General features: G+C 51.7%; 16 protein-coding genes. 7 read left to right on the top strand and 9 right to left on the bottom strand.

Annotation, left to right across the window (positions count from 1 at the left end):
- Window positions 1-89 precede the first annotated feature (89 nt).
- Window positions 90-470 carry a GFA family protein gene (locus FOB24_RS13190; RefSeq protein ID WP_085048228.1) on the top strand — a complete coding sequence of 127 codons (381 nt, stop codon included), beginning with the start codon at window positions 90-92 and terminating at the stop codon, window positions 468-470.
- On the opposite strand, the gene FOB24_RS13185 is transcribed toward FOB24_RS13190, so the two are convergent.
- The 6 genes from FOB24_RS13185 to sad all read right to left on the bottom strand — a co-directional run bounded on the left by FOB24_RS13185 (window position 463) and on the right by sad (window position 6,576).
- Window positions 463-1,377, bottom strand: a complete 915-nt coding sequence (locus FOB24_RS13185) for a bestrophin family protein (protein WP_150345022.1) — start codon at window positions 1,375-1,377, stop codon at window positions 463-465. The genes FOB24_RS13190 and FOB24_RS13185 overlap by 8 nt on opposite strands.
- Window positions 1,378-1,586: 209 nt before the next feature.
- Window positions 1,587-3,038, bottom strand: coding sequence for a tagaturonate reductase (locus FOB24_RS13180; protein WP_069325035.1), 1,452 nt, complete (start codon window positions 3,036-3,038; stop codon window positions 1,587-1,589).
- 106 nt (window positions 3,039-3,144) lie between these two features.
- Window positions 3,145-3,672 (bottom strand): GNAT family N-acetyltransferase, encoded by a 528-nt coding sequence (locus FOB24_RS13175; protein ID WP_150345021.1) that lies wholly within the window; start codon window positions 3,670-3,672, stop codon window positions 3,145-3,147.
- A 79-nt stretch (window positions 3,673-3,751) separates the two neighbouring features.
- Complete coding sequence (locus FOB24_RS13170) at window positions 3,752-4,111, bottom strand: DUF4186 domain-containing protein (RefSeq protein WP_038640562.1); 360 nt, start codon at window positions 4,109-4,111, stop codon at window positions 3,752-3,754.
- Window positions 4,111-5,037, bottom strand: a complete 927-nt coding sequence (glsB, locus tag FOB24_RS13165) for a glutaminase B (RefSeq protein ID WP_038640560.1) — start codon at window positions 5,035-5,037, stop codon at window positions 4,111-4,113. Before glsB ends, FOB24_RS13170 begins: the two co-directional genes overlap by 1 nt.
- A gap of 150 nt (window positions 5,038-5,187) precedes the next feature.
- On the bottom strand, window positions 5,188-6,576 hold the full coding sequence (gene sad / locus FOB24_RS13160; RefSeq protein ID WP_150345020.1) for a succinate-semialdehyde dehydrogenase: 1,389 nt from the start codon (window positions 6,574-6,576) through the stop codon (window positions 5,188-5,190).
- Window positions 6,577-6,678: 102 nt separating this feature from the next.
- Between sad and ptrR the strand changes: the two genes are divergently transcribed.
- Together ptrR and FOB24_RS13150 are read left to right on the top strand one after the other, a co-directional pair.
- On the top strand, window positions 6,679-7,539 hold the full coding sequence (ptrR, locus tag FOB24_RS13155) for a putrescine utilization regulator PtrR (protein WP_038640556.1): 861 nt from the start codon (window positions 6,679-6,681) through the stop codon (window positions 7,537-7,539).
- 94 nt (window positions 7,540-7,633) lie between these two features.
- Window positions 7,634-8,830, top strand: a complete 1,197-nt coding sequence (locus tag FOB24_RS13150) for a sugar transporter (protein WP_150345019.1) — start codon at window positions 7,634-7,636, stop codon at window positions 8,828-8,830.
- 37 nt (window positions 8,831-8,867) lie between these two features.
- On the opposite strand, the gene FOB24_RS13145 is transcribed toward FOB24_RS13150, so the two are convergent.
- Window positions 8,868-9,533: a MarC family NAAT transporter gene (locus tag FOB24_RS13145; protein ID WP_061381352.1), complete on the bottom strand. Its 666-nt coding sequence runs from the start codon at window positions 9,531-9,533 to the stop codon at window positions 8,868-8,870.
- A 257-nt stretch (window positions 9,534-9,790) separates the two neighbouring features.
- Between FOB24_RS13145 and marR the strand changes: the two genes are divergently transcribed.
- From marR to marB, 3 genes are read left to right on the top strand one after another with little or no spacing between them, the layout of a single operon-like run.
- Entirely contained in the window at window positions 9,791-10,225 is a 435-nt protein-coding gene (gene marR / locus FOB24_RS13140; RefSeq protein ID WP_042308445.1) for a multiple antibiotic resistance transcriptional regulator MarR, read from the top strand.
- Between the two features lie 19 nt (window positions 10,226-10,244).
- Window positions 10,245-10,628: an MDR efflux pump AcrAB transcriptional activator MarA gene (gene marA / locus FOB24_RS13135; RefSeq protein ID WP_003032424.1), complete on the top strand. Its 384-nt coding sequence runs from the start codon at window positions 10,245-10,247 to the stop codon at window positions 10,626-10,628.
- A 27-nt stretch (window positions 10,629-10,655) separates the two neighbouring features.
- Window positions 10,656-10,874: a multiple antibiotic resistance protein MarB gene (gene marB, locus FOB24_RS13130; RefSeq protein ID WP_069325030.1), complete on the top strand. Its 219-nt coding sequence runs from the start codon at window positions 10,656-10,658 to the stop codon at window positions 10,872-10,874.
- A gap of 739 nt (window positions 10,875-11,613) precedes the next feature.
- Here marB and eamA read toward each other — a convergent pair.
- The gene (eamA, locus tag FOB24_RS13120; RefSeq protein WP_150345017.1) at window positions 11,614-12,513 is read right to left on the bottom strand and encodes an O-acetylserine/cysteine exporter; all 900 of its coding nucleotides are present in this window, start codon (window positions 12,511-12,513) and stop codon (window positions 11,614-11,616) included.
- A gap of 198 nt (window positions 12,514-12,711) precedes the next feature.
- Here eamA and ydeE point away from each other — a divergent pair, with 198 nt between their 5' ends.
- On the top strand, window positions 12,712-13,899 hold the full coding sequence (gene ydeE, locus FOB24_RS13115) for an efflux MFS transporter YdeE (RefSeq protein ID WP_137347267.1): 1,188 nt from the start codon (window positions 12,712-12,714) through the stop codon (window positions 13,897-13,899).
- Window positions 13,900-13,939: 40 nt separating this feature from the next.
- On the opposite strand, the gene urtE is transcribed toward ydeE, so the two are convergent.
- Window positions 13,940-14,638: an urea ABC transporter ATP-binding subunit UrtE gene (gene urtE, locus FOB24_RS13110; protein WP_121529040.1), complete on the bottom strand. Its 699-nt coding sequence runs from the start codon at window positions 14,636-14,638 to the stop codon at window positions 13,940-13,942.
- Between the last annotated feature and the right edge of the window lie 8 nt (window positions 14,639-14,646).

Genomic DNA, 14,646 nt, shown 5'->3' with positions numbered 1-14,646 from the left:
TGCGCGCCCTCGCCTTTTTATCATGAGGATCTAGTGGCAAAGCCTGTCATCTGCTAGTGTCTGGCAACGTGTTTCTGACAGGAGTTGTCATGTCTAAAGTCTACATTGGTGGCTGTCTGTGTGGTTCGATTCGCTTCGCGGCAAGCAGTCCTAATAATTCCCATACCTGCTCCTGCGATATATGTCGGAAACATACGGGCGCACCAACCGTCGTCTGGATTGAGTTTAATGCAGAAAATGTAACGTGGACGGGTAAAGCCGGAAAACCGACAACCTGGCGCTCTTCTGAGACGTCAAGTCGGGCATTTTGCCCTCAGTGTGGCAGTTCCGTAGGCGCCATTGATGACGCCCCGGTTATTGCGCTGTTAGCTGGCGCTTTTGACGATCCTGACGATGAAGACCTGGCGCCGGAATTTCACTCTTTTTCAGATATGCAGCCTACATGGTGGCAAAAGAATGTAACTAAGTGAGTTGGTAATGCTTATCCGGAATGTGTTTTGCTGGCACGTTTGTTTCATCATTCATCTGTAACAAATCGATTTCAATGGCATTGCAAATCGCATCCAGCGGGAGGTCATTGTTCTCTGTACCAAACGGATCTTCCAGCTCTTCTGCAAGCGTATCGAGCGAAATAAAAGTATAGGAAATCAGCACTGAGATAAACGGCGTCATGTAATGTAGATCTACCACCAACGCGAATGGCAACATGATGCAAAACAGATAGACCGTGCGATGAAGGATTAAGGTATAAGCAAACGGGACGGGGGTATTCGCGATCCGTTCACATCCTGCCAGCACCGCAGACATATCATTTAACCTATTGTTTAAACTATGGAATAATATGTCTGACAGTTGACCATTGCGCCGACATACAGCCAACCATTCCCCCATCAGCAACAGAATGCGATTTGCCGGTGATTGTGAGGCAAATACTATTCGCAGATCCTCCTCACTAAGGTATTTCGCCAATGGTTCAGCCTGTGGCTGACGGCGTAAAGTCATGCGTAAACAGTGGGCAAAGGCGATTTGCAGACGAACAAACTGTCCCAGTTCGCTGTCGTCCGGCAAGGTAGTTTTTACTTCACGTAGCAGCGACCGGGAAGCAATCATCAACTGCCCCCACAGGTGTCGAGCCTCAACATAACGTGAATAACAGGCGTTATTACGAAAACCTAAAAAGATAGCAATCGCCACGCCGAGAATGCTGAACGGCGCCAGGGTAAATTTGATGCCCAGCATCGTATACCACGGCAGCATGATAATAACGGCGATGGAGAGCAGGAAGTTCAGCAGCAGACGTGAAAAAATTTTAGATAATACCGACCCATGCCAGACGAATATCAGGCGTAGCCAGTGTTGTTGGGGGCGAACGATCATGGTTATCTTCAGGAAAATGTGAAATCCATCACATTAGACGCGAACATGATCAATGTTGCAAGCTAATCGCAACACTATCTAAACATCTTTCCTCCTGCTGAACGGACGATGCGCTGAAGTGGCAGACTGTTACCATAAAAGTAGAAAATTATAGTATGTTGTAACTAAGTAAGATCTGTAAAAAACCCGGCCTGAGCCGGGTCTGCGTATTAGCACAGTGGTTTAACGGCTTCGCGCATGCCTTTTAGCAAAATGCTATCCAGATCGGCAGTAACCTGTTCTACCAGTCCGGAAACTTCCGTCAGATCCTGTTCCCAGTGTTCTGTAACGGCCAGCACAGCTTTAACCAGCTCTTCGGTACTTATCTGCCGGTCATGATGCTGGGACCATAGCTGTTGAAAACGCGTCATCCAGTGCGCATCATCCTGAACCGGGTAAGACTCACCGTTACGCTCACCACGGTAGAACGCAATCAACGCGGCAAGCGCAAAAGTCAGACGCGCAGGCAGTTTACCGCTGGCCTGTTGCCCCGCCAGCAGTTGCGGCAAGATGCGAGTGCGGAATTTAGTCATGCCGTTCAGGGCAATCGACAACAACTGATGTTTGATATACGGGTTGCAGAATCGACCTGTCACTGCGCTGGCAAAAGACGCCAGCTCATCGCGTGGTAAATCCAGCACTGGAATAATTTCTTCATAGATCGCTTTTTCCACGAAGGCGCGAATCTCCGCGTCATTCATGGCCTCCCCCACGGTATCCAACCCAGCCTGCCAGGCAACGGGAACCAATGCGGTATGTGCGCCGTTGAGAATCGCCACTTTCCGTTCTTTATACGGTTTGATGTCATCAACAATCAGGACATTCAGCGGATATTTATCCAGACGCAACTCAGCGGCTAATGACTTCGGCCCCTGGATAACAAACAGATAGAAGTGTTCTGCGGTGTCCAGAAACGCATCGTGATAACCCAGTTCCGCTTCAAGCTTCGCGACTTCATCACGTGGATAGCCGGTGACAATACGGTCCACCAGCGTGGAGCAAAAGGCGTTGGCCTGATCCAGCCATTGGATAAATGCTTCCGGCAATGCCCACTCCTGGGCATAGCGCAGAACCAGTTCACGCAGCGCATCACCATTGTAATCAATCAGTTCACAAGGAATGATTATCCAGCCTTTATCCGACGCGCCATTAAAATGGCTGAAACGCTCGAACAGCAGTCGGGTCAGTTTGGCCGGATAACTCACCGCTGGCGCATCCTCAAACTTATCACCAGCATGATAGCTGATGCCGGCTTCGGTGGTATTGGAGAAAACAAAACGCATATCAGGGTTATGCGCCAGCTTCAGGAACTCATCGTACTCACTATAGACGCTGATCTCGCGGTTAACCGAACGAATTAAACGGGCGTCGCTCACGGCCTCGCCCTTCTCATTCAAACCACGAATGATGGTGGTATAAAGGCCGTCCTGTGTACTCAGTGATGGAGGGAAAGTACTTTCGATAGGTCGGACAATGACCACACCAGAGTTAAGATCGGTATGCTCATTCAGCAGATCGACTTGCCAGTCAACGAAGGCGCGCAGAAAGTTTCCTTCACCAAACTGAATAATGCGTTCAGGATACTGAGCACCGGGGAAATCGCGACGATTTAAAGTTTGCACAATGGGTTCCCTTTTTAATTAGTCATACAACCTGATTGAATTGGTCCAATAGGTTAGCAAACTTTAATACACTGAAACCCTGTTTTGATCAATCCCCAGCGACAAATTAGAGAGTTTTATAAAAAAGTGTGGTCCCGGTCAGCGTCCCGTCAGGCATTTTGGCATAGTCAGGTATCACTCCTGCTTTTTGCCACCCACACTTGTGGTAGAACAACTCCGCGCCACTGCCCGTCGCCGTATCGAGCACCAGCAACGTTTTGCCCCTTTGACGCGCACAACTTTCCAGCTCGTTCATCAGTTTCCGGGCAATCCCGCTCCGCCGCGCAGAAGTATGAACCAGCAGCTTAGCGACATCGGCGCGATGAGGTTGGTTTTCAGGTTGATCGATAATGAGCTGGACGGTACCGACAAGCGTTCCCTGGGCATTCTGGGCGCCAAGAACGAGTCTTTCACCACGGGCAACGCTTTGCGCGACGTTCATCCAGAAAGGCCGTGATTTCTCACGATTAAAAGGCAGCATAAAGCTGACGGAGGCGCCATCATTGACGCACTGTTCAAGGACATCGCTGAGCTCGTCGATTCTCGACAGAATCTGGGCCGCATTCAGCACGAAGCAGGATTTGCAGGAAGCCATTTTTTCTCCTTAGATTGACCCCCTCAGCATGCTTTTAACAATTACATAACACAAGGGTTGTATCATAGGATAATATTATCTATGGCTTGTTCATTTGAATCACTAACCAGTGATATATAACCGTGACAACGTAACGTTGCTGTTGTTCGTTTAGTGCCACACCCTGAGGAATGTCATGCCATTTTGCCAGGCACCCCCGACAGCAGGTCGCCGTCGCGTGCTGCGCGATGAATACCGGGTGACCACGCATTGGCGTCTGTTTCCCATCATTAGCGGGAAAAGCGGGAGCCAGCCGTTTGGCAATAAAATCGGCTGCATGTTGTTCAATAACCGGCGCGCCTTTATCCAGACAATACTGCCTTTCTTTCTGGCCGAGGCGAAACCGCGAGCGAAACGTCGATTTTGCCAGCCGGGCAAAAAGAGGATCGAGCGTATTCATCAGTAAACCGAACGCCCCATTTGTTGCGTTAGTTGCTCCAGCGCGGCGATACCCGCCAGTGAATTTCCCGCTGGGTCCAGTTCCGGACTCCAGACAGCAATCGCCATCTCGTGCGGAACGATGGCCACGATACCGCCACCCACACCAGATTTTGCCGGCAACCCAACCCGCCAGGCAAATTCCCCTGCGTTCTGATACATCCCACTGGTCGCCATCAGCGCGTTGATTTGTCGGGCCTGCATCGGCGTCACTACGGGCTCCTCAAGATGGAAGGCATGGCCCTGATTCGCCAGAAATACGAAGGTTCGCGCCAGTTCCACACAGCTCATTTTCAATGCGCAGTAGTGAAAATAGTTTTGCAAAACAGTGGTCACGTCATGGTTAAAATTGCCGAACGATTTCATCAACCAGGCAATAGCCGCGTTACGTGCGGAATGCTCAAACTCTGATCGCGCCACCGTCGCATCGTAGGCGATATCCGGGACGCCGCTTAATGCCCGGACCACTTCCAGCATCCGTTGACGTGGTGCGCTCAGACGCCCTTGCAGCATGTCGCAAACCACCAGCGCCCCGGCGTTAATAAAGGGATTACGCGGGATACCCTGCTCCAGTTCCAACTGCACCAGGGAATTAAAAGGATGACCGGACGGATCTTTGCCAACGCGTTGCCAGATCTCCTCTTCCTGATAGTGACGCATCGCCACGACCAGGCTTAATACCTTCGAAATCGACTGAATAGAAAAGCGTTCTTGTGCATCCCCTGCCTGATAGTGCTGCCCATCGACGGTACAGATGGCGATGCCCAGTTTTGAACCGTCGACAGAGGCTAACGCAGGAATATAATCAGCGACCTTACCCTGACCAATCAGCGGACGAACCTGCTGTACAATGGTCTCTAAAATTGAATTGTCCATGGCCCTGGCCACAACATGCTCCTTGCTCGCAGGTATGAAAGGCCTGCGAGTATAACAGAGCTCAATACGCTGCGTCAGACCATTAGGTGTCAGCGGACGAAGAGTCAATGACAAAAATATGCCGAGACCAGACAGGTGCCCCCGACGGAGGCACCCTCACCTTCAGAGGCGGTTTTTCCAGACGGTCTGCACATTACAAAATTCATGCAGGCCAAAATGCGAAAGCTCGCGACCAAAACCACTTTTCTTCACGCCGCCAAACGCTACACGGGCATCGCTGGCGCTGTAACCATTGATGAATACGCCTCCACACTCCAGACGAGAGGCCATCTTCTGGGCCAGCGCGTCATCCGCAGTGAACACCGTGGCGGATAATCCAAAATCACTGTCATTCGCCAGCGCCAGAGCATGTTCCGCATTCCTGGCAACGGTGATCGCCGCAACCGGACCAAACAGCTCCTGACGGAAAGCCGTCATTTCTGGCGTTACGCCGCCCAGTACCGTCACGGCATAGTAATTGCCCTGACCTGCTATTTTTTCACCGCCAAGAAGTAACTTCGCCCCTTCGGCCAGGGATGCTTCAACCTGCTGATGTAACTCATCACGCAGATCAAATCGCGCCATCGGTCCAAGGTCGTTTTCTTCGTTTAACGGATCGCCCATTTTGAGCGTGCTCGCGGCCGCCACAAAACGCGCAGTAAATTCTTCTGCAATCCCTTCTTCGATAATAAAGCGTTTTGCTGCCGCACAAACCTGCCCGGTATTCTGATAACGTCCGGCGACTGCCGCTTTAACGGCCAGATCGAGATCGGCATCATTCAGGACAATAAACGGATCGGAACCACCCAGTTCAAGTACGCATTTTTTCAGCGCCGCCCCCGCCTGAGCACCAATCGCCGCACCGGCGCGTACGCTCCCCGTTACCGTGACTGCCGCGATGCGCGGGTCGTTAATCATCTGACTGACTCCGGCGTTATCGGCATTGACCCAACCGTAAACACCGGCTGGTACGCCTGCATCAGCAAAAACCTGTGCGATAATCGCAGCACAGCCGGTTACGTTAGGCGCATGCTTTAACAAATAGCCATTTCCGGCCAGCAGAATCGGAATGGCGCCACGCAGTACCTGCCACAGCGGGAAATTCCACGGCATGATCGCCAGAATAGTTCCAAGCGGGCGATACTCAATCACCGCCTGGTTATTTTCCACCAGCGTGGGCTCCGGGTTCAGCATCGCGGGTCCATGTTCGGCGTACCAGTCACACAACGCGGCTGACTTGGCGACTTCACCCCGGGCCTGTTTGATGGGTTTACCCATTTCACGTGAAATACACTGCGCCATCTCTTCCGCGCGATTACGCAGGGCCTGGCCGATATGACGCAGCGTATGCGCGCGGTGCGCGACGGTAGTCTGTTTCCATTCACTGTAGCCACTTGCTGCAAGACTCAGTGCCTGAGCAATCTCTTCAGTGCTGGCCCACGGCATCGCCGTCAGTCTTTCACCGCTGGTAGGATCAACCGAAATAGCATGTGTTGCTGCTGTGATAGTCATAGATGCCTCTCTTTATCGCAGGGTATGGTTATATCATGAGCATATTTACTCTTTCTGAAAAATGAATAATATTAACCACACCATTCACGATTAGAGAATATTATGGATCTGACGCAACTGGAAATGTTCAATGCCGTCGCGGAGACCGGCAGCATTACGCAGGCCGCAGCGAAGGTGCACCGCGTGCCGTCCAATCTCACTACCCGTATACGCCAACTTGAGGCCGATCTTGGCGTCGATCTGTTTATTCGTGAAAACCAGCGCCTGCGGCTTTCCCCCTCCGGGCACAACTTTTTACGCTACAGTCAGCGGATCCTGGCGCTGGTTGAGGAAGCGAGAATGGTGGTCGCCGGGGATGAACCGCAGGGCTTGTTTTCGCTCGGATCGCTGGAAAGCACCGCCGCGGTGCGTATTCCTGCAACGCTGGCTGAATATAACCAACGGTACCCGAAAATTCAGTTTGCACTGGCGACAGGTCCCTCTGGCACCATGCTGGACGGCGTGCTCGACGGCACGCTGAACGCTGCCTTTGCCGATGGCCCTATTACCCACCCCGGACTTGAGGGTATTCCGGTCTATCGTGAAGAGATGATGATTGTCACCCCGCACGGTCACCCTCCCATCCAGCGGGCCAGCGACGTCAACGGCTGCAGTATTTATGCGTTTCGCGCCAACTGTTCCTACCGCCGACATTTTGAAAGCTGGTTTCATGCCGATCGCGCCATGCCGGGTACCATTCATGAAATGGAGTCATACCATGGGATGCTGGCCTGCGTTATTGCCGGTGCGGGTATCGCGCTGATTCCACGTTCGATGCTGGAGAGTATGCCCGGACACCATCAGGTCAACGCCTGGCCATTGAGCGAAAACTGGCGCTGGCTGAATACGTGGCTGGTCTGGCGAAGGGGGGCGATGACGAGGCAACTGGAAGCCTTTATTGAGGTATTGAACCCGCAGCTGTAAAAATGAGATCCGCATCACGAAATGATTGTATTTTCACCAGCAAACGTTTTAAGATCGCGATCTTACCTTTTCGCAGCTAATCCACTGATTCACTATGACAACAGACACTGTTTCCCGCAAAGTGGCGTGGCTACGTGTAGTTACGCTCGCCATTGCCGGTTTTATTTTCAATACCACAGAGTTTGTCCCTGTCGGTTTGCTGTCCGACATTGCACAAAGTTTTAATATGCAGACCGCTCAGGTCGGGATCATGCTGACGATCTACGCCTGGGTTGTTGCCTTAATGTCGCTTCCCTTCATGCTGCTCACCAGCCAGGTGGAACGACGCAAGCTCCTGATCTGTCTGTTTGTCGTGTTCATCGCCAGCCATGTACTCTCTTTCCTGGCCTGGAATTTCACCGTGCTGGTGATTAGCCGCATTGGTATCGCCTTTGCGCACGCTATTTTCTGGTCCATTACTGCATCGCTGGCAATTCGTCTGGCCCCGGCAGGAAAACGCGCGCAGGCGCTTAGCCTGATTGCTACCGGCACCGCGCTGGCAATGGTGCTGGGTCTGCCTATCGGGCGTATCGTCGGTCAGTATTTTGGCTGGCGCACCACGTTCTTTGCCATCGGCATGGGGGCGTTAGTCACCCTGCTCTGCCTGATTAAGTTACTGCCTAAATTGCCCAGCGAACACTCCGGTTCACTTAAAAGTTTGCCGGTGTTATTCCACCGTCCGGCATTGATGAGTCTGTATGTGCTGACGGTGATTGTGGTCACCGCCCACTACACGGCTTATAGCTACATTGAACCGTTTGTACAGACCGTCGCCGGACTGAGTGCCAACTTTGCTACCGTGCTGCTACTGATTCTGGGCGGCGCGGGTATTATTGGTAGTGTGATATTTGGCAAACTGGGTAACCTTCATGCGTCCATGCTTATCAGTAGCGCCATTGCCCTGCTGACGCTGTGTCTGGTGCTGCTGTTACCAGCCGCTGACAGCGAAATGCACCTCGCCATCCTGAGTATTTTCTGGGGCATCGCGATTATGTTGATCGGCCTTGGCATGCAGGTAAAAGTGCTGGCGCTGGCCCCGGATGCCACCGATGTCGCAATGGCGCTGTTCTCCGGTATCTTTAATATCGGCATTGGCGCTGGCGCGCTGGTGGGAAATCAGGTGAGTTTGCACTGGTCGATGTCAACGATTGGTTATACAGGCGCAGTGCCTGCCGTTGTCGCGTTGGTATGGTCGGTGATTATCTTTCGTAAATGGCCAGTATCGTTCGAAGAGCGGCCTCAACATTCATAAAAAACGGGCCTGGTAAAACAATACCGGGCCCGTTTTTTTAAGCGTAAGTTTTAATAATTTCCAGCACGCCGTTAATAATAAACTGCACGCCCATACACACCAGCAGGAAGCCCATCAGACGCGAAATAGCTTCTATGCCGCCTTTGCCTACCAGGCGCATAATCCCACCAGAACTGCGTAAACACCCCCACAGGATAACGCCGACAACTGCAAAAATTATCGGCGGCGCAACCATAATTACCCAATCAGGAAATTCGGAGCCATGACGGACGGTTGACGCCGAGCTGATGATCATTGCTATCGTGCCCGGACCGGCGGTGCTTGGCATTGCCAGCGGTACAAATGCAATATTGGCAGTCGGTTCATCTTCCAGCTCCTCTGACTTGCTTTTCGCCTCAGGAGACTCATGCGCCTTTTGTTGTGGAAACAACATCCGAAAACCGATAAACGCAACGATTAACCCACCCGCAATTCGTAATCCGGGGATTGAAATCCCGAAGGTATTCATCACCAGTTGTCCGGCATAGTACGCCACCATCATGATGGCAAACACATACACAGACGCCATCAGAGACTGACGGTTACGCTCCGCGCTATTCATGTTACCGGCAAGGCCAAGGAACAACGCCACGGTGGTTAACGGGTTTGCCAACGGTAACAGGACTACCAGCCCCAGTCCTATTGCTTTAAACAAGTCCATCATAATGTCATCTTTCCTGTGCGTTAATCGTCAACGGCAAGTATAAGGTGAAACCCGAGAGATAAGCCATTTTCACGGTGTAAGGATTCATTTTTCACCTGCACCTATAAACCATAATTATCAAACTGTTAAAATTATATACGTCTGTTGAGGAGCCTGCTGATTTAGCAAAACGTGGCATTTTCCGCCCCATTTATTTGACTTATATTTGCCTAAGCAATAATATCAGCCGTGACTAACTACTTGCCAGGGCAACCATTGTGAAAAGCACCAGTGATCTGTTTAACGAAATCATCCCACTGGGGCGTTTGATCTACATGGTTAATCAGAAAAAAGATCGTTTGCTAAACGACTATCTGTCACCGCTGGATATCACGGCATCACAGTTCAAAGTGCTCTGCTCCATCCGTTGCGCGGTGTGCATCACCCCTGTCGAATTGAAAAAAGTGCTGTCTGTCGATCTTGGCGCCCTGACGCGGATGCTGGACAGACTGGCCTGTAAAGGCTGGATAGAAAGGCTTCCGAATCCACACGATAAGCGTGGCGTGCTGGTGAAACTCACCGAGCATGGCGCAGCAATTTGCGAGCAGTGTCACCAATTAGTCGGGCAAGACCTGCACCAGGAACTAACAAAAAACTTAACGGCGGATGAAGTAGCCACGCTTGAGCATTTGCTTAAGAGAATTCTGCCGTAAACAGAAAAGAGGTATGACGATGTCCAGACGCAATACTGACACAATCACTATTCATAGCATTTTGGACTGGATCGAAAATAACCTTGAATCGCCGCTCTCGCTGGAAAAAGTGTCTGAGCGTTCAGGTTACTCCAAATGGCACCTGCAACGGATGTTTAAAAAAGAAACCGGTCATTCACTGGGTCAATACATCCGCAGCCGTAAAATGACTGAAATAGCGCAAAAATTAAAAGAAAGTAACGAGCCGATTCTTTACCTGGCGGAACGTTACGGCTTTGAGTCTCAGCAAACCCTGACCAGAACGTTCAAAAACTATTTTGATGTTCCGCCGCATAAATACCGTATGACCAATATGCACGGCGAGTCACGCTATTTGCTTCCGCTCAATCAGTGTAATTGCTAATCGCCAAACGACGTAACCGAGGAAATGATGAAAATTCTGTCTTATGCGATGCTGGCCCTGCTGTTGATTGTTTCGGGCCAGAGCATGGCGGAACAGACCGCGCAACCAGCCACCCAGAACAGCCGTGACGCGATGATTATGCCCCCTGCGCACGATCAGTCCCCGTTCGATTTTAATCATATGGGTGCCGGCAGCGATAAGTCCGACGAATTGGGTGTGCCTTATTACAATACGCGCAACCTGTAATTCGTTTTTGCCCCGCCTTTGCGCGCAAGGCCGTTCAGTTAACGCTTAAGTTTCAGGAAGTATCAACCTGTGTTGGCGCCATCCCAGAGAAAGGATTCCGTTCACCTCACTGATGTCATTGCTCTGAAGCGCTGATACCCGTGAACGTGCAAGGGAGGCTCACCGCCACCTCCCTTGCATCCCAGGCTCCCGGCGGGAAAATCGTCGCTTCGCGATTATTCGCCCCATCCCTGGGGCTCACCCCTTCGGGGCCAGCGCAAGCGCTGTTCAAAATTGCTCCCGGCAATTTTGTCATTCGTCTTATGCCGTCTGCCTGTCGGGTCGGGGCCATCGCTTCAACGCTCTGACTTCCAGCTAAATCTTTTTTGCTGTTCAAATATATTCAAATAAAAGTGCAGGAGGTCAGGTGTGGGCAGGTCCGGCTGAAAATTGCCGACGTGTTTCCGTAAGGCCGGGAGAGCCAGCATGGATGCTGGCTCAGGGCGCGCTTTGCAGGGACGCTACCTCGCGCCCGGCCCGATAGCCTGAAGGAATAAGCGGAGGGTATTGCACAGCAACAATTTTCCCGCCGGGAGCCGGGATGGTAAAGGGCGTGGCGGAGAACGCCCTTTACACGTTCACAGGAATCGGTGTTTCAGAGAAAAGATGAACATAAGGTGAACGGAACCCTGATTAAGAATCACATGTTCACCATACATTCTTAACTGAACGGTATTGCGCCTTTGCGCGGGGCTTTTTATTACCCTCTCACCTGCGCTATCTTGCGCAAACGAAAGCCAAACACATTAATATACAGCCCAGCCATAATCAGCAGCGCACCCAGCAGTTGCAAACCCGTGAGCGTTTCATCCAGCAGCACCACCGCACTTGCCAGACCGACAACGGGCACTAACAGCGACAGCGGCGCTACCCGCCAGGTTTCATAACGTCCGAGCAAAGACCCCCAGATGCCGTAACCCACAATGGTCGCCACAAACGCCAGATAAACCAGTGACAAAATGGTGGTCATATCTATCGCCACCAGACTCTGCACAATTTGTGTCGGACCATCAAGCAGTGCGGATGCCAAAAAGAACGGAATAATGGGAATTAAGGCGCTCCACACGACCAGCGACATCACCGCCGGACGCGCCGTATGCTGCATTATTTTTTTGTTAAAGATATTGCCGCAGGCCCAGCTTAGCGCTGCCGCCAGCGTCAGCATAAAACCGAGCATGCCGACATGCTGTCCGTTCAGACTGGCTTCAATCAGTACCAGTACGCCAAACACGGCCAGCGCAATCCCTACCAGCTGTTTCCCGTGCAAACGCTCGCCAAAAGCGAATGCCCCCAGGATGATGGTGAAAAATGCCTGAGCCTGTAATACCAGAGAAGCTAATCCGGCAGGCATACCGAATTTGATGGCGCTAAAGAGAAACGCGAACTGCCCAAAACTGATAGTCAGGCCATAACCAAGTAACAGCGAAAGCGGGATTTTCGGGCGGGCAATAAAGAACATCGCCGGAAACGCCACCAGTAAAAAACGCAATCCTGCCAGCATCAATGGCGGCATATTGTGCAGACCCACTTTAATGACGACAAAGTTCAGGCCCCAAACGACGACGACCAGCAACGCTAACAACCCGTCTTTACGTGACATACCACCGCCCTTGCAAATATTAAATTTTTGTAAACAAGTTAAGGTAACGGAAATCGTTGTACCGGAACAGATCATTAATTCAGGTAGGCTGTTGAGGGCATTTTCCGACAACTTATTGAGTGTACATCACACTTTTACCATGCTATTTGTTTCTGATATCTAAAAAAAACATAACAACATGCATTGTCGGGCAGGAAAATGAATATCTCTCTGAGACGGTCCACTCTCGCGTTACTTGCATCATCTTTGTTATTAACCATTGGGCGTGGCGCTACGCTGCCATTTATGACGATTTACCTCAGTCGGCAGTATAACCTGAGCGTCGATCTGATCGGTTATGCGATGACGGTCGCCCTGACTATTGGCGTCGTTTTCAGCCTTGGCTTTGGTATTCTGGCCGACAAGTTCGATAAAAAACGCTACATGCTGCTGGCTATCTGCGGTTTTGCCTCTGGTTTTATTGCGATCCCACTGGTGCATAACGTGGTGGTGGTGGTACTGCTCTTCGCCCTGATCAACTGCGCCTACTCCGTCTTCGCAACGGTGCTGAAAGCCTGGTTTGCCGATAATCTCTCTGCCACCAACAAAACGAAAATTTTCTCGCTTAACTATACCGTGCTGAACATCGGCTGGACCGTTGGCCCCCCGCTGGGCACGCTACTGGTGATGCAAAGTATTAACTTACCGTTCTGGCTGGCGGCCGCCTGCTCGGCTTTACCACTGGTGTTTATCCAGACGTGGGTAAAACGTTCCAATGCAGCATCAGAAAGTTCAAACGCCGCGGTTTGGTCACCCTCGGTGCTCCTGCGCGACAGAGCATTGTGTTGGTTCACGTTGTCGGCATTTCTGGCGTCATTTGTTGGCGGCGCATTTGCTTCCTGTATTTCGCAATACGTGATGGTGGTCGCCAACGGTGATTTTGCCGAAAAAGTGGTAGCGGTCGTTCTGCCCGTCAATGCCGCCATTGTGGTATCGCTGCAATATGCCCTCGGACGCAGGATCACTGCAGCTAATATTCGACCGCTGATGACAGTAGGCACAATCTTCTTTGTGCTCGGTCTGGTTGGCTTCATGTTTTCCGGCAACAGCCTGTGGTTCTGGGGTATTTCTGCTGCCCTTTTCACGATCGGCGAGGTCATTTACGCCCCAGGCGAATACATGCTGATCGATAACATCGCCCCGGCTGGAATGAAAGCCAGCTATTTTTCCGCCCAGTCGCTGGGCTGGCTTGGCGCCGCGGTAAACCCATTGGTCAGTGGCGTTATTTTGACCACATTACCGCCGTGGTCGCTGTTTGTGGCGCTGATCGTGGCGATTGTCCTTGCCTGGGCGTTAATGATAAAGGGTATGCGCGCCAAACCCTGGGATCAGACGGTAGTCTGCTGATTGTCATCGCGACAGAGCCAGAGTGGTTCTGTCGCGTATCTCAAATGGCCACCAGCCCTCGTACTCCCTCGGATTCCATATTCTCGCCGAAACCGCTTTGAATAATACTTCCGCGCGACATAAGCAGGTATTTGTCAGCCAACTGCTGCGCAAAATCATAGAACTGTTCCACCAGCAAAATGGCCATATCGCCCCGGTGCGCCAGTTGAGAAATAACCTGACCAATCTCTTTAATTACTGACGGCTGGATCCCCTCGGTCGGCTCATCAAGGATCAACAACTGCGGGCGACTGGCCAGCGCCCGTCCAATAGCCAGTTGCTGCTGCTGTCCGCCGGACAAATCTCCGCCCCGTCGATACTTCATCTCCTGTAGCACTGGAAATAGCGCGTAAATATCATCCGGCACGCGCCGGGCGTCCTGTGCTGAAAAGCGGGAAAGGCCCAGCAACAGGTTCTCTTCCACTGTCAGACGCGGAAAAATATCGCGGCCCTGCGGCACGTACGCCACACCGGCTCTGACCCGTTGATGTGGCTTCCAGTGCGTGACATTTTTTTCCTGCCAGAGCACGCTTCCACTGCGGGCAGGAATAAGTCCCATCAGGCATTTTAGTAGCGTTGTTTTTCCTACGCCGTTACGCCCCAGCAGACACGTCACTTCGCCGATACGCGCTTCAAAGCTCACGCCACGCAGAATATGGCTGCCGCCATAATATTGATTCAGTTCATTAACCTGTAGCATCAGCCCTC

Source organism: Citrobacter werkmanii, assembly GCF_008693645.1.
Taxonomy (GTDB): Bacteria; Pseudomonadota; Gammaproteobacteria; order Enterobacterales; family Enterobacteriaceae; genus Citrobacter; species Citrobacter werkmanii.
The sequence above is the reverse complement of the archived record's forward strand: the minus strand, read 5'-3'. Positions and strand labels throughout refer to the sequence as shown.

What these genes read in the sequence shown, in the direction of transcription:
- FOB24_RS13190 (WP_085048228.1), top strand. Translation starts at nt 90, where the DNA reads ATGTCTAAAGTCTACATTGGTGGCTGTCTGTGTGGTTCGATTCGCTTC.
- FOB24_RS13185 (WP_150345022.1), bottom strand. Translation starts at nt 1,377, where the DNA reads ATGATCGTTCGCCCCCAACAACACTGGCTACGCCTGATATTCGTCTGG.
- FOB24_RS13175 (WP_150345021.1), bottom strand. Translation starts at nt 3,672, where the DNA reads ATGGCTTCCTGCAAATCCTGCTTCGTGCTGAATGCGGCCCAGATTCTG.
- FOB24_RS13170 (WP_038640562.1), bottom strand. Translation starts at nt 4,111, where the DNA reads ATGAATACGCTCGATCCTCTTTTTGCCCGGCTGGCAAAATCGACGTTT.
- sad (WP_150345020.1), bottom strand. Translation starts at nt 6,576, where the DNA reads ATGACTATCACAGCAGCAACACATGCTATTTCGGTTGATCCTACCAGC.
- ptrR (WP_038640556.1), top strand. Translation starts at nt 6,679, where the DNA reads ATGGATCTGACGCAACTGGAAATGTTCAATGCCGTCGCGGAGACCGGC.
- FOB24_RS13150 (WP_150345019.1), top strand. Translation starts at nt 7,634, where the DNA reads ATGACAACAGACACTGTTTCCCGCAAAGTGGCGTGGCTACGTGTAGTT.
- FOB24_RS13145 (WP_061381352.1), bottom strand. Translation starts at nt 9,533, where the DNA reads ATGATGGACTTGTTTAAAGCAATAGGACTGGGGCTGGTAGTCCTGTTA.
- marA (WP_003032424.1), top strand. Translation starts at nt 10,245, where the DNA reads ATGTCCAGACGCAATACTGACACAATCACTATTCATAGCATTTTGGAC.
- marB (WP_069325030.1), top strand. Translation starts at nt 10,656, where the DNA reads ATGAAAATTCTGTCTTATGCGATGCTGGCCCTGCTGTTGATTGTTTCG.
- eamA (WP_150345017.1), bottom strand. Translation starts at nt 12,513, where the DNA reads ATGTCACGTAAAGACGGGTTGTTAGCGTTGCTGGTCGTCGTCGTTTGG.
- ydeE (WP_137347267.1), top strand. Translation starts at nt 12,712, where the DNA reads ATGAATATCTCTCTGAGACGGTCCACTCTCGCGTTACTTGCATCATCT.
- urtE (WP_121529040.1), bottom strand. Translation starts at nt 14,638, where the DNA reads ATGCTACAGGTTAATGAACTGAATCAATATTATGGCGGCAGCCATATT.